Raw genomic sequence first — 21549 nt, 5'->3', positions numbered from 1 at the left:
CTGCACGCCGTCGACCGCATCCTCGACTGGACCCTGTGGCGCCGACGTCACCAGAAACGCGCCCAACAATGCCACCAAAACCGCAGGTCACAACAACAATAAACCCGATCTACGGCTGTAGTACTAGCGCTCCGTCCGGCTCGACCGGCGGGATGGGGCCGCCTCGACCGGCGAGAGGATGTGGCTCGACCGGAGGGATGGGGCCGACTCGACCGTAATATGAGCGCTGTCAACGGAATAGAGAGCGCTGTCAGTGACGAGGTGAGCGCTGTCAACGGAATAGGGAGCGCTGTCAGTGACGAGGTGAGCGCTGTCAACGTAATTCAGGGCGCTGTCAACGGGATACCGAGCGCCGTCAACGTAATTCAGGGCGCCGTCAACGGGATTGAGAGCGCCGGCGCTGCGATCAGGCTAGCCGAACCAGCGTTCCAGGACCCGGGCGACGCCGTCGTCGTTGTTGCCGACGGTGATCTCGTCGGCGGCGGCGAGGGCGGCGGGGTGGGCATGCCCCATCGCCACGCCGTGGTCGACCCAGGTGAGCATCTCGACGTCGTTGGGCATGTCGCCGAAGGCGATCGTCGAGGACGCGTCACTACCGGTGTATTCCAACAGCTTTCGCAGCCCGGAAGCCTTGTGGGTGTCCGGCAGGGATAGTTCGATCAGGCCGTTGTCGGTGGAGTAGGTGATCTGGGCGAGCTCACCGATCGGACCCGAGAGCCGTTGTGCCATTTCGGCACTGGGCATCCGTGGCGCGCGCACCAGGAGCTTGACAGCCGGTTCGGTGTAGATCTCGTGGTCGCCGACCTCCACGTGGTCGGGGTTGAGCCAGGCGTGTTGGTATCCGGCGGTGGCAACGAAGGGTGCGGTGGCGGCATCGTGGGCCGACTCCCCCACCCGCTCGGCGGCGATACCACAGCCCGGAAGGTGTTCCAGGGCAAGTCTTCCGAGCTCGATGAGCACCTCCGGGGCCAGGGTCGCCGCCCACAGCACCCGATCGCTCTCGACGTCGTAGACGATCGCGCCGTTCGCGCACACCGCATGGCGGACCGGCAGCACCGACGGATCGAACTGATCGGTGATCTCGGCGATCCAGCGCGGCGGACGTCCGGTGGCGAGAACGAAATCGACCCCTTGGGCGACGGCGTTGGCCAGCACCGACTTGGTCCGTTCGGACACCACATTGTCGTCGTCGATCAGCGTTCCGTCGACGTCGCTCGCGATCAGGGTCGGTCGCTGCCCGACGCCACTCATTTTCCGGCCTTCCGGTCATGCGCAGCGGCTTTCGCGGCCCGCGCCTCCGCTTTGCGTTGTGCCTCTTCGGTTTCGATCACCGCAGCCTCTTCTGGCGTCGGCGCCGACCCACCCAGGCGGGCCGGGACCCAGAACTCACCGGCCGGATGCGAGTAGTGCTCCTGGATCTCATGCAGCATCGTCGTCATCGTGTCGCGCACCCTCAGGATCTCGGCATCCATGTCGGCATCGACATCGACGACAATCGGCGCACCGTAGCTCACGCGGACCGGGATCCCACTGCGTCCCATGTTCCGCCGACCGCCCTTGGTCCACTGACGCTGAGCGCCCCACACGATCGCCGGAACAATGGGCACACCCACCTCGGCGGCCATCCGCACCGCTCCGGACTTGAACTCCTTGAGCTCGAAACTGCGGCTGATGGTCGCCTCGGGATAGACCGCAACGATTTCACCACTGCGCAAGGAATCGACCGCCGCGTGATACGCGTCGGCACCTTGTGAACGATCGACCGGAATGGTGCCGGTGTGCGTGACCAGGAAGCGCATGATGCCGATGTCCATGACCTCGGACTTGATCATGAACCGGATTCGACGGCCGACGGCGTGCAAACCGAGGGCAGCGGGAAGAAAGTCGACGTAGGACGTGTGATTGAGGACCAGCACCGCACCGCCGGAGGCCGGGATGTTGTCGAGCCCGGTGAACTGCAGATCGACGTTCTGCGCACGGCGCAGCGTCGAGGCGATGATCTCGAGGGTGCGAAAGACCGGCTCCCGACGCCGAGGTCGGGACCGGGAACCGGTCGGCCCGGCCGCAGTCATCATGCGGCCACCCTATCGGTAGCCTCCGACGGGGAACCCTCAGTCGTCGCTCGACCGCACGAACTCGGGCTGATCGATGATCCGCACCCACGATCCGTCGGGCCGCTGCACGACCACCTGGGCTCGCGCTCCCGCGCCGTCCTTCGGCGGCGTGGAGGTGAGCGCGATGTCACCGAAATACAGGGTCGGCAGCGGCGGCTCCGGCGTGAAAGTCGGCCGGTCGGCCAGCACCGTCGCCCACAGATCGCGAATGGCATCGCGGCCACGGGTCACCTCTCCCGGCGGGAAGGCCATCACCGCATCCTCGTGATACAGCGAGGCCACAGCGTCGGCGTCGCCCGCATTCGAGAACTCGACGAACAGCCGGGTGATGTCCTCCGGGGTGGCGGCGGTGGGTCGGGTGGCGGTGGGTCGGGTGGCGGTGGGTCGGGTGGTGTCCGTCGACATGAGGTCGTCCTCTCCGGTGGTTGATGTGCTCCTCCAGCATCGAACGCATCCACACATAAGTCCAAGACGCATCTTTGATCTGAACTATCATTGGCAGTTATGGAACTCCGGCAGCTGGAGTACTTCGTCGCCGTCGCACAGTCGGGCTCGTTCACCCGGGCGGCCGAACTCACCCACACCTCACAACCCAACGTCAGCGCCCAGATCCGCGGCCTCGAACGCGAATGGGGCACAGCACTTTTCGAGCGTGTCGGCCGCACCGTCACCCTCAGCGACGCCGGTGCCGCCGCCCTCCCGCACGCTCGCGCGGCGCTGGATTCCGCGGCGGCCGCGGCAACAGCGGTCGCCGACGTCGGGCAGGTCATAGCCGGATCGCTGTCGGTGGGCATGGTCGATGGATGCACCATCGGCGCACTGTTCGATGCCTTCGCCGGGTTCCGGAGGGCTCACCCCGGCGTCCGGTTCTCCCTGTGCGAGGACGAATCCCCGGCACTCGCCGACCGCGTGCGCACCGCCGATCTCGACGTCGCGCTCACCGGCCTGGCCGGCACCACTCCGGCCGATCTGGCCTGCCAGGTGATCATCGCCGAGCACATCGTCGCCGTGGTACCGCGCGGTCATCACCTCGCCGGACGTGCCCGGCTCACCCCCACCGACCTGGCGGCCGAAACGCTCGTCGGGTTGCCGCGAGGCGCCGGCATCCGCACCGTCTTCGATCGCGGGTGTCCGGATCTGCGCATCGACGTCGAGGCCAGCTCACCCGATGCGATCCTGGCCCTGGTCCGCAGCGGCGTCGGCGTCGGCATCCTCAGCGAGTCGATCGCGGCCGGTGCCACCGACACCATCCGTGGCCTGCGCATTCGGGGCGTCGACGAGCAGGCGCTGCTGGCCCTGCTGTGGCGCCGGAGTCCCTCACCGGCGGTGGCGGCATTCGTCACCCGGGCCCGCACAGCCTTCGGAGTGGACCGAGTGACGAGGTGACCTACTCCGCCGAACCACCCTCACGCTGCGCACGCTTGGCCGCCTTCGCGGCCTGCTCCTCGGCGTCCATCCGGTTGGCCTCCTCGAGAGTCGGCGCGGAGCCGCCGAGGCGCGCGGGTACCCAGAACGCACCCTTCGGATGATCGGGGTAGCTTTCCTGCAACTCGAGCAGCTTCTCGCTCATCACCTTGTGTAGTTGGGCGGTGAGGGCGTCGGGATCACCGACCGGCTCTATCGGCTCGGCCACCCCGATGGCGATCGGCGTCTTGGTCCGACCCAACCGCTTCGGATGGCCCTTCGTCCACACCCGCTGCGCGCCCCAGATGACGGTCGGGATGATCGGCGCACCCGATTCGATCGCCATCCGCGCCGCACCCGACTTGAATTCCTTCAGCTCAAAACTGCGGCTGATCGTCGCCTCCGGATACACGCCGACGAGTTCGCCGTCCTTCAGGTACTCGACGGCGGTCCGGTAGCTCTCCGCCCCCTGAGCACGATCCACCGGAATGTGCTTGAGCGAGCGCATGATCGGACCCGAGTACTTGTTGTCGAAGACCTCTTTCTTCGCCATGAACCGCACATACCTCTTGCCCTGCAGGAAGGCCGGGATGCCGGCGTAGGTGAAGTCGAGGTAGCCGGTGTGATTGATGGCGACGACGCCGGGCCCGGTCTTGGGCACGTTCTCGACGCCGGACACCGAGAACTTGAGTCCCTCGGCCAGCCACAGGAGGCGCGCGGTGGTGATGACGGACGAGTACACGGGTTCCATGACAGACGAGCTTAGCGAGGTGGTTACGGGTGCGTAGCCGCGTGCCGAGAACTCGGCGCCGACGCGGCCGTCACGGCACTCACAGCGAGAACCCGGCCATGCCCTGCATCCCGAAGAACATGTAGGCCATGCTCAACGCCATGAACGCCATCGCCAGCCGGTCCGGCCACCCGGACGGCAGGTAGGCGTCATCACCGGCGGTGTGGCTGTGTTCGGAGCCGGTATCGCTGCCCGCTCCCGGGGGCACGACCGAGTATCCGCGGAAGATGTCGCTGAGCCACCCGATCGCCTCGGCGACGAACCACACGATCAGGACGACACTGAGCAGTCCGCTCCACGACGCCATCGGCAGCCACATGTAGATCATTCCGGCCTGCTGAGCGAGCAGCAGCAGCCACAGCAACGAGAACGATCGTCGGCGGGCGAGCAGGCTGACGAGATAGGCCAGGACGAGCGCGCTGATGACGACGAAGAACCACATCTGTGCCCGCGAGACATCCGGCCCCCAGGACTCCGGCGGGCGGAACGACATGATCAGGTACATGTAGATCATCGACAGGCACATGACGATGTGCCCGAGGTGGAACCAGCGATTTCCGTGTCCGCGGATCACGCACGGCACGTGATGCAGAGCCGCGCCGAGCAGCAGGATCGACACGAGGATCGTCAGCCAGGGCGGGAACCAGTCGATCCCCGGTGCCATCTCGTGCATATCGGACTGCATCTCCATCGGCATGCCGGGCATCTCGTCGGCGAGCGTGATCATGGCGTTCCCCTGAACCTGGTCGGTCGTCATCTGCAGGGCGGTCATCACGATCACCCAGGACAGTGGTCGCCGGGGACAGCCCTGCGGTTCCGCGATGTGAGCGCGGTCATGCGTCGACAGGGCCGCACACGCCTCGCCGGAGGCGGCGCCGACAAACACAGCCCTACGGCCCACGACGTCACCACGCCGGGCTCGTTAGATTGGTATGTCGAAGCGACAGGCGCGCAGCCCCGCGCATGCGAAGCAGAAAGGCCCCACGTGCAGATCACCAGCATCGGCCATGCCGGATTCCACATCCAGACCTCGGCCGGGTCGATCCTCTGCGATCCCTGGACCAATCCGGCGTATTTCGCCTCGTGGATCCCGTTCCCGGACAATTCCGAGCTGGACTGGAAGGCCCTCGGCCAGTGCGATTACCTCTACGTCTCGCATCTGCACCGCGATCACTTCGACGAGCAGAACCTGCGGGACAACGTCAGCAAGGACGCGACGGTGCTGTTGCCCGACTACCCGGTGCCGGATCTGAAGCGGGAACTCGAGAAGCTCGGTTTCACCAAGTTCGTGGAGACCACCGACTCGGAGAAGACGACGGTCACCGGCCCCAAGGGCTCCCTCGATGTCATGATCATCGCGTTGCGTGCCCCCGCCGACGGCCCGATCGGCGACTCCGGTCTCATCGTCGACGACGGCGAGACCGTGGCGTTCAACATGAACGACGCCCGCCCCATCGACCTCGACGTCATCGACGAGCAGTTCGGTCGGGTCGACGTGCATCTGCTGCAGTACTCGGGCGCCATCTGGTATCCGATGGTCTACGACATCCCCCGCCGGTCCAAGGCGAACTTCGCCGCACAGAAGCGTCAGCGGGGCATGGATCGGGCCCGGTCCTACATCGAGCAGGTCGGCGCCACCTGGGTGGTGCCGTCGGCCGGTCCGCCGATGTTCCTCGACGAGGACCTGTTCTCGCTCAACGACTTCGGTTCGGGGATCGAGGGTTCGGACAACGAACGCCCCGGCGATGTCACCTCGATCTTCCCCGATCAGGAGACCTTCCTGGAGCAGATGCGGATCCACGGCACCGACGACGGCGTGAAGCATCGTGGGCTGATGATGGTGTCCGGTTCGGTCGCGAACTTCACCGGTGATGTTCTCGACGACGTCACGCATCCCTATGCGCCGCACGATGTTTTCGGCGAGAACAAGCAGGCCTATCTGGAGCGGATGAAGGAGAAGTTCGCCCCGGTGATCGCCGCGGAGAAGGCCGGCTGGGCGTCGGCCGAGGGCGATCCGCTGCTGCCGCCGCTCAAGGAACTCTTCGAGCCGATCATGGCCGCCTCCGACCTGATCTGCGACGGCATCGGCTACCCGGTCGGTCTGGTGATGGGCGAGGAGACCGTCGTCCTGGACTTCCCCAATCGCATCGTTCGCGAGCCGAAGGAGGGAGAGGGCAAGTACCGCTACGGTTTCCGGATCTCCCCGGAGATCGTGCGCACCGTCCTGCGCGACGACGAACCGGACTGGGTCAACACCATCTTCCTGTCGACGCGCTTCACCACCTGGCGCATCGGCGGATACAACGAGTACCTCTACACCTTCTTCAAGTGCCTCACCGACGAACGCATTGCCTACGCGGACGGCTGGTTCTCCGAGGCGCACGACGATTCGGCGTCGATCACCAAGGACGGCTGGCAGATTCAGCGCCGCTGCCCGCACCTCAAGGCCGACCTGAGCAAGTTCGGGGTGATCGAGGGCGAGAAGCTGACCTGCAACCTGCACGGCTGGCAGTGGGATCTGCCGACCGGCCGCTGCCTCACGTCCAAGGGACATGAGCTGCGCGCCAAGCACCTCGACGGCTGAGAGGTCGTGAGAGGTTCGGGGGTCACACCATGTGACCCCCGAACAGGGTCACCCGAAAGAGCCGCCGGGACCAAACCTACGCCGCCGGCGACCATTCCGGTCCGAGGGCGGTGGCGATCGAAGCCACCGTCAGGAACTCGATGAGCATCAGCGGTACCAGCCGGGCCGCCATCTCGGCCGCCGCGGTGGTCAGCACGCTACGTTCGTCGACGGACTGCAGCGCCGGAACCGTCAGGGTGACCGTCGTCCCCTGCTGCGCGCGGACTCGACCTCCACATCGGCCATGGCGTCGAGTGCTCTCGGCGCCAAGCGATCTCGCAGGGTATCGGCGTCGAACATTCCGGTTCCGTTGTCGCACAACGTGCTCCGTCGGAATCGGCGATCGAAGTGGACCGCGACCCGATCCGTCCCGGAGTGTTTGGCCGAGTTGGTGATCGCCTCGCCGATCAGACCGACGATCCCCTCCCGACGCCATCGGGGCTGGGCACCGAGCGCCCGCTCCGGATCATCCGCATCGTCGACGGTGACGTCCCGGTCGAACACCCGGGCACCGGCCGGCACGACGATGTCGGACACACGTAGTGATTCGAGTTCGTCGAGCGCCTCGATGTCGGTGGTCGGTAGAAATGCCGAAAACGAAGGCGTGATGAACGATGGGTGTACGCTGGCCGATAGGAATCGCGGTCACGCCCGTGACCTGGGGTTATCGGTTCGCCTTCGCATCCTTGACCCCCGAAATGTGGACAACAACTCGACATCGGCGCCCTCGCGCGACGTGCAGAATGAGCCTTGTGCATCATCGGTTCGCCGATATTCGATCCCCATTACGGCATCGCAGCGCAGGAGGATCATTCATGGCATCTCCGACGTCGGACACCGACCCGGCAACCACCACCGGCAAGGTCAATCTCGCCACCCTGACCGCCATGGTCGTCGGCTCCATGGTCGGATCGGGAGTATTCCTGTTGCCGAGGCGTTTCGGCACCGAGACCGGTGTCCTCGGCGCCATCATCGCCTGGGCGATCGCCGGCACCGGAATGCTGATGTTGGCCTTCGTCTTCCAGCGACTTGCCGTGCGCAAGCCGGCGCTGGACGCCGGAATCTTCGCCTACGCCAAGGACGGCTTCGGTGACTACGTCGGATTCAGCTCCGCCTTCGGTTTCTGGGCCTCGGCCTGTGCGGGCAACACGTCCTACTGGGTGCTGATCATGGCGACCACCAGCGCCTGTTCCCGGCACTGGGAGACGGGTCGACGCTGCTGGCCGTCGTACTCTCCTCCGTCGGACTCTGGTTGTTCTGCTTCCTGATCAGTCGCGGCGTCCAGCAGGCGGCCATCATCAATCGCATCGCCACCATCGCCAAGGTCGTGCCGATCATCGTCTTCATCGTGCTCGCACTTGTCATGTTCGACGCCGGATACTTCTCCGACAACTTCTGGGGCGGAAACGGGATCGACTCCGGCTCGCTGTGGGAGCAGGTCAAGGGCACCATGCTCATCACGGTGTTCGTCTTCCTCGGCATCGAGGGCGCCAGCATGTACTCGCGGTTCGCCAAGAAACGTGAGGATGTGGGCAGGGCAACGGTTTTCGGCTTCCTTGGCGTTCTCGGCGTCTTCGCCCTGGTCACCCTGGTCTCCTACGGCGCGATGCCGCAGGGCCAACTCGCCGAGGTCGACCAGCCGTCGATGGCATCGGTACTGGAATCGCTTGTCGGCGAGTGGGGTTCGGTGTTCATCCGCATCGGCGTGATCCTCTCGGTACTCGGCGCCTACCTCGCCTGGACACTGATGGCAGCCGAGATCCTCTCTATCCCCGCCCGCACCGCGGACATGCCGAAGTTCCTCTCGCGCACCAACAAGGCCGACGCCCCGGTCCCGGCACTGATCTTCGCGACCGGCCTGGTGCAGATCCTGCTGATCATCATCCTGTTCGTCGACGACGCCCTGGACTTCATGCTGGATCTGACCTCGGCGTTGGCACTGCTTCCGTATCTGCTCGCCGCCGCCTACATGCTCAAACTCACGCTCACCCGCGAAACCTACGGCGGCGAACCGGGTTCCGAAGGCAGCCGCGGCAGAGGCACCGACATGACGATCGCCGTCGTCGCGGTGATCTACACCGTTTTCCTGCTGTGGGCAGCCGGAATCGACAAACTCTTGTTGTCCTGCATCCTGTTCGCCCTCGGCACAATCCTCTACGTCATCGCCCGGCGCGAGCAGAAGCTGCCCGTCTTCCGGCGATTCGAGGCCGCGATCTTCGGCGTATTCCTGGTGGGTGCGATCGGCGGTGTCATCTACCTCGCCACCGGAGCCGAGGACATCTACGACCATCCCGAACAGGAGCGACACTCCAACTACGTCGAATATCCCGAAGCCGGACAACCGGATTGACCTCCGGCCGAACGGCCACCACCTCATCGCACAGGCACACATCATCGAGACAGGACGGACGCAATGACTGCACCATCAGCGAAGTACGGGGTTCATTCCGAGGTCGGGAAACTGCACAAGGTTCTGGTGTGCTCCCCAGGACTCGCGCACGAACGACTGACCCCCACCAACTCCGACGAACTCCTCTTCGACGACGTGCTCTGGGTGCAGAACGCCAAACGCGATCACTTCGACTTCGTCACCAAGATGCGTGACCGCGGCGTCGACGTCGTCGAGCTGCACAACGTCCTCACCGAGACGATGGACATTCCCGAGGCACGCACGTGGCTGCTCGACCGCAAGATCGTCGCCAACGAGACCGGCATTGGGCTCGTCGGCGCCACCCGCGAATTCCTCGACGACATCAGCACACGTGACCTCGCGAAGTTCCTGATCGGCGGATTGTCCACGGTGGACCTGCCCACCGAACTGCGCCCCCGCTACATCGACCTGGTCGACGAGGCCACCGGACGCGGCGAGTACCTGATGCCGCCGCTGCCCAACACCCTCTACACCCGCGACACCACCTGCTGGATCTACGGCGGCCTCACCCTGAATCCGTTGTATTGGCCTGCGCGCCATGCTGAAACACTGTTGATGAAGGCCATCTATCAGTTCCACCCCGACTTCGTCGGCTCGACGGTGTGGTGGGGCGATCCGGAAAAGTCCTGGGGCGCAGCAACCATCGAAGGCGGAGACGTGCTGGTGCCGGGCAACGGCGTGGTGCTGATCGGCATGAGTGAACGCACCTCCCGCCAGGCGGTCACCCAGGTGGCCCGCGACCTGTTCGCCGCGGGCGCCGCCGAGAAGGTGGTGGTGGCGGGGATGCCGAAACTGCGGTCGGCCATGCACCTCGACACGGTGTTCACCTTCGCCGACCGCGACCTGGTATCGGTATACCCCACCATCATCGACGCGGTCCGCCCGTTCACCCTGGTGCCCAGCGACGCCGAACCCGGCGTCGAGGTCATCACCGAGACCGACCACTTCCTCAAGGTGGTACAGAAGGCCCTCGGGCTCGACGGTCTGCGGGTGGTGGAGGCCGGCGGCACCGCCTACGCCTCGGAACGCCAGCAGTGGGACAGCGGCAACAACCTGGTGGCCGTGGAGCCCGGCGTCGTCTTCGCCTATGACCGCAACACCTACACCAACGCCCTGCTGCGCAAGCAGGGCGTCGAGGTGATCACCATCGTCGGTGCCGAACTGGGCCGCGGACGCGGCGGCGGGCACTGCATGACCTGCCCGATCATCCGGGATCCGTTGCCCGCCTGATCTCCCCGCCGCGTCGATTCACACCTGTGAGCGTCAGGCGTTCTCGGCCTGCTCGACCTCGGTGACCGCCGACGACGTCGCCACCACCATGGCGCCGGCGACCGCGACGACGAAGGCGGTCACGGCAATCGGCCCCCATCCCGATCGCACGGTGTCGCCGAGCCAGAGAATGCCGACGGCACTGGGGATCACGGTCTCGCCGACCACGATCGACGCGGCGGCCGCGCTCACCGATCCGGTCTGCAACGCGATGGTGAACAGGTAGAAGCCGCCGAGACCGCACGCCACCACGGCGTAGGCGGCCGGGTCGGTCAGCAGCGTCGGCAGGTCGAACGGATCGAGTCCGTCGACAAGGCGTACGGCCACCGCCATCACACCGAACAGGGTGCCGCCGAGCAGGCCCGCCATCACCGCGACGCGACCGGTGAGCAACCGCATCCCGATGAGGCCGGCCACGAGGAGTCCCAGTCCGATCCCCAGGACCATCCAGTGGCCGGATTCGGTGTTGTCGTGTCCCTCCTCACCGGCCGACACCCCGAGCACCACCAACGCGACCACGACCGCCACGATCGCCCACCGGTCCCGCATCCGCAGATCGATGTGCAGGACGATCGACGCGAGCACCGCGGTGACCGCGAGATTGGCCGCGATGATGGGCTGTACGAGGAACAGCGGTGCGGTGCGCGCGGCGAACAGATTGCCGAGGAAGCCCAGTCCGTCGAGGACCAGTCCGGCGATGAACGTGGCGGTGAGCATCGCCGCGATGGTGGACCGCAGGCTCGGCGCCCCGCCCCCATTCCCAGCGCGGCCATTCGTGTCGTCGGGGACACTCGTGGCGCCCTTGGCCTGCAGCACCGACGCCGTGCCGTAGGCGCATGCGGCCACGATCGCCGCGACGATGCCGATCACCATGAGTGTCAGCCGTGTCCGTACCCAGCGGGACGGTTGGTCAGGTCGGCCTTCTCGACCGCGGTCACCGCACTCGACGACGCCAGCACCACACCGCCCAGGACGGAGGCGACGAAGGCCACGATCGCCGCCGGGCCCCAGCCGTCGCGGACCAGATCGCCGAGGAAGATCAGTCCGACCGCACCGGGCAGAACGGTCTGCCCCACCACCAGGGCGGCCGCCGCGCCGTTGACCGACCCCGTCTGCAGGGCGACGGTGAACAGGTAGAAGCCACCCATGCCGCTGAGCAGCAGCGCATACAGCGCCGGGTCAGTGAACAACACACCCGGCTCAAAGGGGCTGACACCGTCCAGGATTCGCGACGCCACCGCCATCACTCCGAACACCGCACCGGCGATCAGACCGGTCGCCGCGGCAATGTGGCGACGCATCGTGCGCATCACCACCAGTCCGAGACCGAACAGTCCGAGACCTGCCACCAGCACCGCCCAGTGCATCCACCACATGTCGTCGGCGCCTTCCCGGCCCGCCGACACCGCCAGCAGGATCAACGAGAACACCACCACCGCACCGGCGATCCAGTCGCGCGTGCTCAGGCCGACCTTCAGCACCACCATCGCGAGCAGCGCGGTCGCGACGAGGCGCGCGGAAATAATGGTCTGCGACAGGAACAGCGGGATGAGTCGCGCCGAGGCGAGGGTCGCGATGAAACCGACGATGTCGAAGATGAACCCAATCAGGAACGGGACCGTCAGCATCGTCGCCGCCGTCGACCGCAACGACGGATGCGCCTTGTTCGACTCACGGCGTTCCTCACGGATCGCCGCGCGTTGGGCCACCTGATCGGCGCCGAGCGCCTGGAGTACGGCCGCCGCGGCGAAGGCGAATGCGCCGATCACCGCGACGATGATTCCGAGGGTCATCGCGAACTCACATCACGACATTGAGGGGGTGAGCACCTCGGTGCCGACGAAACGCGCGAGTTCCGGCGGCAGTACCACCGAACCGTCGGGCTGCTGATGGTTCTCCAGGATCGCGACCAGCCAGCGTGTGGTGGCCAGCGTGCCGTTCAGTGTGGCCGCGACCTGAGGCTTGCCGGTCTCGTCGCGATAGCGGATGGACAGTCGACGAGCCTGGAAGGTCGTGCAGTTCGACGTCGAGGTGAGCTCGCGATAGGTGTCCTGGGTGGGCACCCAGGCCTCGCAGTCGAATTTGCGGGCCGCCGACGATCCGAGGTCACCGCCGGCGACGTCGATGACGCGATACGGCACGTCGATCGCCGCGAGCATCTCCTTCTCCCAGCCGAGCAGCTTCTGGTGTTCGGCCTGCGCCTCCTCGGGTTTGCAGTAGATGAAACCCTCGACCTTGTCGAACTGGTGCACGCGCAGGATGCCGCGGGTGTCCTTGCCGTAGGAGCCGGCCTCGCGGCGGAAGCAGCTCGACCATCCGGCGTAGCGCTTGGGCCCATCGGCGAGATCGATGATCTCGTTCATGTGGTAGCCGGCCAGCGGCACCTCGGAGGTACCGACCAGGTAGAGATCGTCGTCCTTGTCGAGGTGATAGACCTCGTCGGCATGCGCACCGAGGAATCCCGTGCCGCCCATCACCTCCGGACGCACCAGCACCGGCGGGATCATCAGGGTGAAACCGTTGGCGGCGGCCTTCTGTGCGGCCATCGTCAGCAGCCCCAGCTGCAGCATCGCGCCGAAGCCGGTCAGGAAGTAAAACCGCGACCCGGACACCTTGGCGCCACGTTCCATGTCAATCAGGCCGAGGGATTCGCCGAGTTCGAGGTGATCCTTCGGGTTCTCGATCGGGCGGGGCTCACCGACGTGCTCAAGCACGACGTAATCGTCCTCGCCGCCGGGCGGTGCCCCCTCGACGACGTTGGAGATCGCGATGTGCGCGGCCTTCGACGCCTCGTCGGCCTCGGTCTGACGCGCCACCGCGGCCTTGACCTGGTCGGCGAGTTCCTTGCCCTTGGCGAGCAACGCCGTCTTCTCGTCGCCGGACGCCTTGCCGACCTGCTTGCCGAGGGTCTTCTGCTCCGAACGCAGCGCATCGGCCTCGACGATCGCTGCCCGACGCGTCGCATCCGCGGAGAGCAGCTGGTCGACCAGTCCGGGGTCTTCGCCACGGACCCGCTGGGACTCGCGAACACGGTCGGGGTTCTCACGCAGAATCTTGAGGTCGATCACGAGAAAAAACCTTACGCGAGCTGATCAGGAGTCCCAGAGTCGCAGGTAGTCGTCGCGGCCGAACATCGTCGCCGTGTCGTGCGCGGTGGGCGCCCCCGCTCGCGGATCGGCGCCCGCCCCGATGAGTGCCGCGACCACGTCGTCGACTCCCTTGAACACCGCCCCGGCGAGCGGTGTCTGACCACGATCGTTGGCCAGGTCGACGTCGGCGCCACGCTCGGCGAGCGCCATCACCGTGTCGGCGTGCCCGTGATAGGCGGCCAGCATGAGCAGCGAGTCCCCGGACCGATTGCGCAGGTCCGGGGGTGCACCGGCGTCGAGGTAGGCGGCGAGTTCGGCGGTCGCACCGGCCCGGGCGAGGTCGAAGAGCCGGGTCGCCAACTCGATCACGGCCGGGTCGATGTCCGGTTCGGGGGCGTGGCCTTCGGGCTCATCGGCGTGCGCAGACACGGGTCGAGTCTAGGGCGGACGGCCTCCGGGGCCGTGGCGACGCTCGCCGTGCGGGCCGCACCAGGCATGATGGATGGCGATGAGTGACGAAGCCCACCGTGACGACGACGTTCGGGACGACGACGCACCGGACGATGACGTTCAAGACGCCGCACCGCCGTACGACGATGCGGACGACGATCAACAGAGTCCGACGAGCGATCACCACAGCGCGACGACGAGCCTGGTGAAGCAACCCGACACCGACCCCGCCGACGACCAGCCGACCACACAGTTCCGTCAGGTCGACGCCGACTCCGACCGCACCCGGCAGGCTTGGTCGGAGGTCGAGCCGGTCGACGCCGACCAGGACACGGTCCGGTTCGAGCCGTCCGAGGACGAGTCCGTTCCCGAGCCCACCGCATCATCGAGTTGGCTGCAACGCAACATCGTGCTGATCGGTTTGGCCGCGGTGCTGGTGGGCGCACTGGTCGCCGGGGGCATCGCGGTGGCGATGGGCGCCTTCGACGATCGCGGCAGCGTCGGCGACACCGACATCGGCGAGAGCGAACGCCTCGCGGAGAACGCCTTCACCCAGTCGGGACCCGGGGATTGCCTGACGTGGCCGGCGAACAAGCCCGGTGAGCCGGTGAACGTGCCGTGCGCCGAGGAGCATCGCTTCGAGGTGGCCGGCGCACTGAACACGGCGATCCTGCCCGGCTCGGAGTTCGGTGAGTCGGCACCCTGGCCCGGGCCCGAGCGCTTCGGGCAGATCCGCGACGAGCAGTGCCCGGTGATCGTCAACCGCTACCTCGACGGACGGCTCGATCCGCAGGGCCGTTTCTCCGTCGGCCTCATGTACCCGCCGCAGGATCAGTGGGTCAAGGGTGCCCGCGAGTTGCGCTGCGGCCTGCAGGTGACCGGCGCCGACGGCACGCCGCAGCTGTTCGCCGGGAAGGTCGCCGACCAGGATCAGTCGTTCCAGTGGGCGGCCGGCACCTGCATCGGTATCAATCCCGAAACCCGCCAGGTCGCGGTACCTCCGACGACGGTGAGTTGCTCGGAACCGCACGCCTTCCAGACCACCGGCATCGTCGACCTCGCCCAACGGTTCGGCGACAAGAGCTCCGGACGTCCCTGGCCGGCGGTGAAGGACCAGAACGCCTACCTCGCCACCATCTGCCCCGCCCAGGCCGAACGCTTCGTCGGCGGCAAGGCCAAACTCGACGCCACCACGCTGAACGTCCAGTGGTCGGTCATCGGTGAGCCACGTTGGCTGTCGGGGAGCCGAAAGGTGGTGTGCTATCTGGGTCTACCCGACGGCGGCGGGTTCGCCACGCTGGTCGGCGACGCCCGCGGCACCGTCCTGATCAACGGCAAGCTGCCGGTGGCGCCGTCGCAGGCACCCCCCGGACGGGCACTGCCGACGCCGGTTCCATTGCCGCAGGGCGTCACCCCCAATCCGCTCGAGACTCCCGCCCCGGCCGGCTGAGAAAGGCGCACGATGCCCGTACGGATGCGCGACGAGGAGTTCGAGATCCTCGTCGGGGATGCGCTCGACTCCATCCCGAGCGAATTGACGGATGCGATGAGCAACGTCGTCATCCTCATCGAACCCCGCAACGCCGAGTCCGATCACATCCTGGGGCTGTATTCCGGTGTGGCACTGACGCGACGGACCCATGACTACGGCGGATTCCTGCCCGACACGATCACCATCTACCGGGAACCGATTCTCGCGATGTGCCACACCCGTGAGCAGGTGGTGCATGAGGTCGCGGTCACTGTGGTGCACGAGATCGGCCATCACTTCGGGATCGACGACGAGTGGCTGCACGCCCACGGCTGGGGGTGAGATCGAGTCACTGCCGCCCTCGATCCACCTCACGGGTCGCCGGACAATGGGTTACATTCGCAGACATGCCGCCTGTACCCGATCATGCCGCCCGGGTACAGGCGACGATCTTCGTCGACGAGTTCGAGGCGATGGCCGACTCGCTGGTGGCCGAACTCGACGACCTGCCACCGCGCTCACCTCAGCGGCATCAACTCACCGCCGACCTCTATGAGGTTCGTCGCCACATCGCGCAACTCCAGCACACATTCGGACTCCCCCCGGTCCGAGGCACCTCCGCCTAGCCGCGCCTGAGCGACGGGACGCAGCCTGCTCGGAGCCGGACCGCACTTCTACCCCATCGGATTGTCGTCGACCACCAGGGGCTCGTCGACGACATCCCCGAACGGCGCGCGTGTGGCACCCCACCGATGGCAGATCCACAGCCCGTCCCGGTACTCCAGCTCCACCGAGCCGGTGTTGGGCAGATGTGTTGCGGCGGCAAACTTTCCGTCGATACCCGCCAGCCGGGCGGCGACCAGCCGGATGGCGGCACCATGACTGACCACCACCACGTCGGTGGCGTCCGGTCCGCTCAGATGACGTTGCGCGAGAACGTCGATCGCCGGAAGGTAACGCGCATAGACCATCTCGAGGGACTCGCCGCCGGGGATGCGGGTGTCCGGTGCACCTCCGTACCAGGCGTCGAGGACCGATCGGAACACCCCGTGCGCCTCCTCATCACTGCGATCCTCGAGTTCGCCGGCCTGCACCTCGTGGATTCCCTCGACGACCTCGGGCGTCACCTCCCACACCGAGCCGATCAACTCGGCGGTCTGCTGGGCGCGTCGCGCGACCGAGCTCACCAGCACCGCCGGTGTTTGCCTACCACTTTCCAGCGCATACCGAACGCCTTGGCGCACACCGAAATCCGTCAGCGCGGCACCGGGCAGCGCGGTGTCGAGGCGGCGCATCACGTTGGATGTGGTCTCACCGTGGCGGACCAGATGCAACCGGGCCATCAGTCCTGCCCCTTGCGGATGCGCTCGAGCCACTGCGCCCCGGCGCGGTGATCGGGTGGTGGTGCGCCACCGGGTCGGGTCATCGCCCAGGACCCGAGGTAGGTGATCCGTTCGGCCCGACGGTAGAGCGCCTGCAACGCCTCCGCGACGGCCGCGTCATCGATGTGTCCGACGGCGTCGAGGAAGAAGCGATACTGCCCCGGCATCGTCGTGCCGTTGTCCAGATCGCGCCGGGGACGTGATTGGATGCGGGTGAGATCGATTCCGCGCGAAGCGAATTCGTTCATCGCAGCCATCAGGCTGCCGGGCTCGTTGGACAGTTCGAGGATCACCGACGTGCGGTCGGCGCCGGACACCGGCAGCGGGGCCGCGGGCCGGCCGATCAGCAGAAACCGGGTGAGCGCATCGGTGGCGTCACAGACGCCGTCGGCCAGCACGACCAACCCCGACGAGGCGGCGGCCAGACTCGTGGTGACCGCCGCGTCGGTCACGCCGGCCGCGGCGTCGAGCGCGGCGGCCGCATTCGAGGTGGCGGTGACGAACCCGGCCTCCGGGAACAACCGGGCGACGCTGGTGCGTACCTGCGCCGAGGCGACCGGATAGGCGGCGATGGTGCGCACGTCGTCTGCGGCGACGCCCGGCCGGGCGGCGATGGTGAAGGCGATCTCCAGCTGGACCTCGGCGAACACCTGCACCCGCGGTATCACCGCGCTCGCGACGGGGACGAGGGCATCCATCGTCGCCGGCACCGAACCCTCGAGGGAACTCTCGATGGGCACGCAGGCGAACTCCGCCCGTCCGGAGCGGACGGCGTCGATGGTCGCCACCGGGCTCGGCGCGACGACCTTCTCGATCGCCCCCGGTCCCGTCGCTCCCGCCTCGCCGGACACCGACGCACCCTCGCCGAGCAGTGCCGACATCAGGTCCGCGTCGGCGAGGAACCGATCGAGGGCCATCTCGGTGAACGTCCCCGACGGCCCGAAGTAGGCGAACTGTGTCACGACCAGAGCCTAGCCGTTCATCGGACCGGACGAATTTCGCTCAGAGGTATTTCGACCCTTGCCGTTGACGCCACCTCGAATTAGGTTAGGGTTACCTTCGTAGCCGCACAGCAGACCGAGTGAGGACCCGACCATGACACGAGCCATCACCGACCGACCGTCGGATGCCGAGGTGATCGCGACGGCCTGCCGACGCGCCGACTCGGCGATGCTGGCCGTCGAGGTCGCCGGTCGCACCCCCGCATCCGATGCGGCACACCCCGGCGGCCCGACGACGGTGGGCCTGGTCCACCTCTTCGAATCCCAGGCGTTTCTGCTGGTGGCGACCGATTCCGAGGTCATCGAACTCGCGTCGGGCTGGCCCGAGGGGGTCCCGGCGATGGTCGAGATCACCGACTGCTCCCCGATCGACCTGCGCGAACGCGTGCGGTCGTTGGTCTGGCTCAACGGAACCGCCCACGCCGTCCCGCGTGACCTGGAACGCGACCTGGCCCTCGAGATCGCCGCCGATCATCCCGACGGCGGACTCCTCGACATCGGCCACGGCCGGTCGATGATCCGACTGCAGGTCGACAACGCCGTGGTCGCGAGCAGTTCCGGCGCGGCCTGCGTGCAGGCGTCCGAACTCGCCGTCGCCGACCCGGACCCGTTCTGGGAGTACGAGGGCGACTGGATCGCGCACCTGGATTCCGATCACGCCGACGTCGTCGGGCAACTCGCCCGCAAGCTCCCCCGCGACCTGCGCAACGGTCGGGTCCGCCCGCTCGGGCTGGACCGCTTCGGCATCCGCTTCCGCGTCGAGGGCTCCGACGGTGACGCCGACGTCCGACTTCCCTTTCCCCGCCCGGTGAACGACGTGAGCGAGTTGTCCCGGGCGTTGCGTTCCCTGGCGGGCTGTCCGTTCATGAACAGCCTGCCCGACTGACCACCCGACGGAGTTCCACCCCGGTCTCGATGGTTGGGCTGGCCACCGAGATCGATGAGGCGAACTCCGGATGTGGTGCCGGTGGATCACCGCGATACCCCTCCGGGGTGATCCACGGCACACATTCGTCCCACTACCCTGACCGACATGCGCGCCACCCCGCGGACCTGGGTCCGCCCGCGGCCACAGACCGTCGTCCCGGTCGTCACCGATCGCGTGCAGCGGCGGGCGTTGATCATCGAACTCGCCATCGTCGGCGTGTTGACCTTCGGTTTCTCCGCGCTGTCGGCCATCTTGTCGCTGATCGAACTGCAGGTCTCGGTGGGTGTCGGCAATGCGACCGTCGCGCTGAATCCGAGCCGTTCGTCGGTCGGGGCGATCGACTTCCTCCGCCAGCTGATGAGCGCCGCACGTCTCTACGCCATCGCCGCGCTGGGCGCCTACCTGCTCTGGCGCGGTGGGATCGTCGCGCGCCGGGTGGGTCTCGGCCGCATCCGCACCCCCGACATTCCCCCGGGGCTGGTCCTGGCCGCGGTGATCGGGCTGCCCGGACTGGCGTTGGTCGCCGCGGCACGAGCCCTCGGCATGAACGCCCACCTGGTGCCCAGCGAAACCGACGGCGCCTGGTGGCGATGGCCCCTCTACATCCTGCTCGCGATCGGCAACGCGGCCGCCGAGGAGATCGTCGTCGTCGCCTACTTCATCACCCGGCTGCGCCAGCTCGGGGTGGGCGAGAACACCTCGATGGCCGCGAGCGCGGTGCTGCGCGGCGGATATCACCTCTACCAGGGCATCGGAGCGGGTATCGGCAACATCGCGATGGGGGTGATCTTCGGGCGGTACTACCAGCTCACCTCCCGCGTCTGGCCGTTGGTCATCGCACACGCGGTGATCGATGTGGTCGCGTTTGTCGGATATGCACTGGCGCACGACCATCTGGGGTGGGTGGGCTGAGGAGGCCACACCGGGTGAATGACACGGAAGTGGCGGGCCCGTCGGTACATTCGGTGGGATGAACCAGCCAGATCCGCCTCCCGTGGGGCGCCGCGGTTCCGCACCGCCGCCCCCGCGCCGACGGAATCCGGCACCCCAGCCCCCACCCGGCTTCTCACCCGAGTGGCAGGGCCCGCCACCGCAGAACCGGGCACAGCAGAACCCGCCCGGACGCCACAACCCGCCACCGCAGAACCCGGCACGTCAGGCCCCACCGCAGCAACCCGGCCGCGACCGGTTCCCCGCACCGGGTCCGCATGGCCACCGTCCGCCACGCCTGCCGGCCGATCAGTCGGGTCAGTTCCCGATACCGCAACGCGCGCGATCCCGGGACGCGGCACCGGCGTTCGCCGAGCCGCCGACCGTGCGGGTGGCCGACCCGCGTGACGCGGCGCCGGCGCCCCGGGCGTATTCGCAATCGGCGTACGCACCGACGCAGAAACCCGAACCGGTTCCCGACCGTGAACGCCGGCCCGTTCCCCCGGACCGCCGGCCACCCGAGCAGCGGCCCCGCGGCCCAGAACAGCGCGGCGCAGACCAACCGCCGCGTCCACCGGCCGCACCCCGTCCGACGGGGTCCGAACCGCCCCGCCGCCGCGCATCGCTGTTTCGCCGGTCCCCAGGCCGGCCGGTCCGGCGATTCACCCGTCGCCGCGTCGGCACGATCTTCCTCGTGGTGTTGCTGGTCGCACTGGTCACGCCGATCGCGTTGATGTGCTACTACGACTCGAAGCTGCACCGGGTCGACGCCCTCGCGCCGTATGCGGGCCGTCCCGCCGACACCCCCGGTACCACGTGGCTGATCGTCGGCACCGACTCCCGCGCCGATCTCACCGAGGAGCAACGGCGCGAACTGGCCACCGGCGACAGCGACGGCGCACGGACCGACACCATCATGATGGTCTACAAGCCGCCGTCCGGGGACGCATCGATCATCAGCATCCCGCGTGATCTCTACGTCCCAGTTCCCGGGCAGGGGCAGCACAAGATCAACGCGGCCTTCAACTTCGGCGGTCCGCAGCTACTGGTGCAGACCGTCGAGCAACTCTCCGGGGTGCGCATCGACCACTACGCGGAGATCGGTTTCGGGGGATTCGACCAACTCGTCGACGCCGTCGGCGGCGTCGACATCTGTATCGACACCGCCCTGCGCGATCCCAAGGCCGGCCTGAACCTGCAGGCCGGATGCCAAACACTGGGCGGCGCACAGGCTCTCGGGTTCGTCCGGACCCGCAACTTCCCCAACGCCGACCTCGAGCGAGTTCAGAATCAACGAAAGTTCCTGGCCGCCTTGATGTCCAAGGCGACCAGCCCGTCGGTCATCGCCAACCCGTTTCGCCTGTTCCCCTTCGTCAACGGCGTCGTCGACACCCTCACCGTCGACAACGGCACCCACATCTGGAATCTCGCCATGCTCGCGTGGTGGTTACGCAGCTCGCCACAGACGGTGACCACCCCCAACGGTGGTGCCGTCGACACCGACGACGGCAGTTCCCTCGCGGTCGACGACTCCACCACGGAGTTCTTCGACGCGATCCGGATGGGCAGGCAGATCCCGCAGCAGTGAGGCCCGATCCCGTGCACCGGGGAGACCCGTCGAATCCCGGTGCCGAATCCCGATGCCGCCGAGCGCATCAACCAAGGTC

The 21549-nt window shown here is 67.1% G+C and carries 21 protein-coding genes and 1 pseudogene; 10 read left to right on the top strand and 12 right to left on the bottom strand.

The genetic code is table 11. The features are described 5' to 3' along the window. Positions 1–411: 411 nt before the first annotated feature. Genes ABLE94_RS17000 through ABLE94_RS16990 form a run of 3 tightly spaced genes read right to left on the bottom strand, consistent with a single transcriptional unit; the run spans position 412 to position 2519 of the window. Positions 412–1251, bottom strand: a complete 840-nt coding sequence (locus ABLE94_RS17000) for an HAD family hydrolase (RefSeq protein WP_348809351.1) — start codon at positions 1249–1251, stop codon at positions 412–414. After that, positions 1248–2075 (bottom strand): lysophospholipid acyltransferase family protein, encoded by an 828-nt coding sequence (locus ABLE94_RS16995; protein WP_348809350.1) that lies wholly within the window; start codon positions 2073–2075, stop codon positions 1248–1250. Before ABLE94_RS16995 ends, ABLE94_RS17000 begins: the two co-directional genes overlap by 4 nt. Before the next feature lie 36 nt (positions 2076–2111). Next, the gene (locus tag ABLE94_RS16990) at positions 2112–2519 is read right to left on the bottom strand and encodes a YybH family protein (RefSeq protein WP_348809349.1); all 408 of its coding nucleotides are present in this window, start codon (positions 2517–2519) and stop codon (positions 2112–2114) included. A gap of 99 nt (positions 2520–2618) precedes the next feature. Between ABLE94_RS16990 and ABLE94_RS16985 the strand changes: the two genes are divergently transcribed. Beyond that, a complete protein-coding gene (locus ABLE94_RS16985; RefSeq protein WP_348809348.1) occupies positions 2619–3500 on the top strand; it encodes a LysR family transcriptional regulator in 882 nt (293 codons plus the stop codon). 1 nt (position 3501) lies between these two features. On the opposite strand, the gene ABLE94_RS16980 is transcribed toward ABLE94_RS16985, so the two are convergent. Together ABLE94_RS16980 and ABLE94_RS16975 are read right to left on the bottom strand one after the other, a co-directional pair. After that, on the bottom strand, positions 3502–4269 hold the full coding sequence (locus ABLE94_RS16980) for a lysophospholipid acyltransferase family protein (protein WP_348807125.1): 768 nt from the start codon (positions 4267–4269) through the stop codon (positions 3502–3504). 79 nt (positions 4270–4348) lie between these two features. Next, positions 4349–5209 carry a DUF5134 domain-containing protein gene (locus ABLE94_RS16975; protein ID WP_348807126.1) on the bottom strand — a complete coding sequence of 287 codons (861 nt, stop codon included), beginning with the start codon at positions 5207–5209 and terminating at the stop codon, positions 4349–4351. Positions 5210–5293: 84 nt separating this feature from the next. Here ABLE94_RS16975 and ABLE94_RS16970 point away from each other — a divergent pair, with 84 nt between their 5' ends. Then, a complete protein-coding gene (locus tag ABLE94_RS16970) occupies positions 5294–6892 on the top strand; it encodes a Rieske 2Fe-2S domain-containing protein (protein WP_348809347.1) in 1599 nt (532 codons plus the stop codon). Between the two features lie 231 nt (positions 6893–7123). On the opposite strand, the gene ABLE94_RS16965 is transcribed toward ABLE94_RS16970, so the two are convergent. Further along, the gene (locus tag ABLE94_RS16965) at positions 7124–7468 is read right to left on the bottom strand and encodes an ATP-binding protein (protein ID WP_348809346.1); all 345 of its coding nucleotides are present in this window, start codon (positions 7466–7468) and stop codon (positions 7124–7126) included. 278 nt (positions 7469–7746) lie between these two features. On the opposite strand from ABLE94_RS16965, the pseudogene ABLE94_RS16960 reads away from it, so the two are divergent. Next, a pseudogene (locus ABLE94_RS16960) lies at positions 7747–9281 on the top strand (basic amino acid/polyamine antiporter). A gap of 63 nt (positions 9282–9344) precedes the next feature. Then, positions 9345–10592, top strand: a complete 1248-nt coding sequence (locus tag ABLE94_RS16955) for an arginine deiminase (protein WP_348809345.1) — start codon at positions 9345–9347, stop codon at positions 10590–10592. A gap of 33 nt (positions 10593–10625) precedes the next feature. On the opposite strand, the gene ABLE94_RS16950 is transcribed toward ABLE94_RS16955, so the two are convergent. Genes ABLE94_RS16950 through ABLE94_RS16935 form a run of 4 tightly spaced genes read right to left on the bottom strand, consistent with a single transcriptional unit; the run spans position 10626 to position 14149 of the window. After that, complete coding sequence (locus ABLE94_RS16950; RefSeq protein ID WP_348809344.1) at positions 10626–11504, bottom strand: DMT family transporter; 879 nt, start codon at positions 11502–11504, stop codon at positions 10626–10628. A gap of 5 nt (positions 11505–11509) precedes the next feature. After that, entirely contained in the window at positions 11510–12424 is a 915-nt protein-coding gene (locus ABLE94_RS16945) for a DMT family transporter (RefSeq protein WP_348807135.1), read from the bottom strand. Positions 12425–12436: 12 nt separating this feature from the next. Continuing rightward, on the bottom strand, positions 12437–13699 hold the full coding sequence (gene serS / locus ABLE94_RS16940) for a serine--tRNA ligase (protein ID WP_348809343.1): 1263 nt from the start codon (positions 13697–13699) through the stop codon (positions 12437–12439). A 24-nt stretch (positions 13700–13723) separates the two neighbouring features. Further along, positions 13724–14149: an ankyrin repeat domain-containing protein gene (locus ABLE94_RS16935; protein ID WP_348809342.1), complete on the bottom strand. Its 426-nt coding sequence runs from the start codon at positions 14147–14149 to the stop codon at positions 13724–13726. Positions 14150–14228: 79 nt separating this feature from the next. Between ABLE94_RS16935 and ABLE94_RS16930 the strand changes: the two genes are divergently transcribed. From ABLE94_RS16930 to ABLE94_RS16920, 3 genes are all read left to right on the top strand, one after another. Then, on the top strand, positions 14229–15620 hold the full coding sequence (locus tag ABLE94_RS16930) for a septum formation family protein (protein WP_348809341.1): 1392 nt from the start codon (positions 14229–14231) through the stop codon (positions 15618–15620). Between the two features lie 12 nt (positions 15621–15632). Further along, positions 15633–15983, top strand: coding sequence for a metallopeptidase family protein (locus ABLE94_RS16925; RefSeq protein WP_348807139.1), 351 nt, complete (start codon positions 15633–15635; stop codon positions 15981–15983). A 65-nt stretch (positions 15984–16048) separates the two neighbouring features. Then, positions 16049–16267, top strand: a complete 219-nt coding sequence (locus ABLE94_RS16920; RefSeq protein ID WP_348807140.1) for a hypothetical protein — start codon at positions 16049–16051, stop codon at positions 16265–16267. Between the two features lie 48 nt (positions 16268–16315). Here ABLE94_RS16920 and ABLE94_RS16915 read toward each other — a convergent pair whose 3' ends face one another. Beyond that, positions 16316–16984, bottom strand: coding sequence for a histidine phosphatase family protein (locus tag ABLE94_RS16915; RefSeq protein WP_348807141.1), 669 nt, complete (start codon positions 16982–16984; stop codon positions 16316–16318). Next, the gene (gene pheA, locus ABLE94_RS16910) at positions 16984–17985 is read right to left on the bottom strand and encodes a prephenate dehydratase (protein WP_348807142.1); all 1002 of its coding nucleotides are present in this window, start codon (positions 17983–17985) and stop codon (positions 16984–16986) included. Before pheA ends, ABLE94_RS16915 begins: the two co-directional genes overlap by 1 nt. A 133-nt stretch (positions 17986–18118) precedes the next feature. Here pheA and ABLE94_RS16905 point away from each other — a divergent pair, with 133 nt between their 5' ends. The 3 genes from ABLE94_RS16905 (at position 18119) to ABLE94_RS16895 (ending at position 21470) form a co-directional block, all read left to right on the top strand. Beyond that, positions 18119–18910, top strand: coding sequence for a DUF2470 domain-containing protein (locus ABLE94_RS16905; RefSeq protein WP_348809340.1), 792 nt, complete (start codon positions 18119–18121; stop codon positions 18908–18910). Between the two features lie 147 nt (positions 18911–19057). Next, a complete protein-coding gene (locus tag ABLE94_RS16900; protein WP_348809339.1) occupies positions 19058–19864 on the top strand; it encodes a CPBP family intramembrane glutamic endopeptidase in 807 nt (268 codons plus the stop codon). A 316-nt stretch (positions 19865–20180) separates the two neighbouring features. Further along, complete coding sequence (locus ABLE94_RS16895) at positions 20181–21470, top strand: LCP family protein (protein ID WP_425476226.1); 1290 nt, start codon at positions 20181–20183, stop codon at positions 21468–21470. Positions 21471–21549: the final 79 nt, after the last annotated feature.

The organism is Gordonia sp. VNK1, assembly GCF_040049135.1.
In the GTDB taxonomy this organism is placed as follows: Bacteria; Actinomycetota; Actinomycetes; order Mycobacteriales; family Mycobacteriaceae; genus Gordonia; species Gordonia oleivorans.
This window is presented reverse-complemented; position numbering and strand designations above follow the sequence as displayed.

What these genes read in the sequence shown, in the direction of transcription:
- ABLE94_RS16950 (WP_348809344.1), bottom strand. Translation starts at nt 11,504, where the DNA reads ATGGTGATCGGCATCGTCGCGGCGATCGTGGCCGCATGCGCCTACGGC.
- ABLE94_RS16945 (WP_348807135.1), bottom strand. Translation starts at nt 12,424, where the DNA reads ATGACCCTCGGAATCATCGTCGCGGTGATCGGCGCATTCGCCTTCGCC.
- ABLE94_RS16985 (WP_348809348.1), top strand. Translation starts at nt 2,619, where the DNA reads ATGGAACTCCGGCAGCTGGAGTACTTCGTCGCCGTCGCACAGTCGGGC.
- ABLE94_RS16930 (WP_348809341.1), top strand. Translation starts at nt 14,229, where the DNA reads ATGAGTGACGAAGCCCACCGTGACGACGACGTTCGGGACGACGACGCA.
- ABLE94_RS16905 (WP_348809340.1), top strand. Translation starts at nt 18,119, where the DNA reads ATGACACGAGCCATCACCGACCGACCGTCGGATGCCGAGGTGATCGCG.
- ABLE94_RS17000 (WP_348809351.1), bottom strand. Translation starts at nt 1,251, where the DNA reads ATGAGTGGCGTCGGGCAGCGACCGACCCTGATCGCGAGCGACGTCGAC.
- ABLE94_RS16900 (WP_348809339.1), top strand. Translation starts at nt 19,058, where the DNA reads ATGCGCGCCACCCCGCGGACCTGGGTCCGCCCGCGGCCACAGACCGTC.
- ABLE94_RS16980 (WP_348807125.1), bottom strand. Translation starts at nt 4,269, where the DNA reads ATGGAACCCGTGTACTCGTCCGTCATCACCACCGCGCGCCTCCTGTGG.
- ABLE94_RS16995 (WP_348809350.1), bottom strand. Translation starts at nt 2,075, where the DNA reads ATGATGACTGCGGCCGGGCCGACCGGTTCCCGGTCCCGACCTCGGCGT.
- ABLE94_RS16925 (WP_348807139.1), top strand. Translation starts at nt 15,633, where the DNA reads ATGCCCGTACGGATGCGCGACGAGGAGTTCGAGATCCTCGTCGGGGAT.
- ABLE94_RS16955 (WP_348809345.1), top strand. Translation starts at nt 9,345, where the DNA reads ATGACTGCACCATCAGCGAAGTACGGGGTTCATTCCGAGGTCGGGAAA.
- ABLE94_RS16990 (WP_348809349.1), bottom strand. Translation starts at nt 2,519, where the DNA reads ATGTCGACGGACACCACCCGACCCACCGCCACCCGACCCACCGCCACC.
- ABLE94_RS16920 (WP_348807140.1), top strand. Translation starts at nt 16,049, where the DNA reads ATGCCGCCTGTACCCGATCATGCCGCCCGGGTACAGGCGACGATCTTC.
- ABLE94_RS16915 (WP_348807141.1), bottom strand. Translation starts at nt 16,984, where the DNA reads ATGGCCCGGTTGCATCTGGTCCGCCACGGTGAGACCACATCCAACGTG.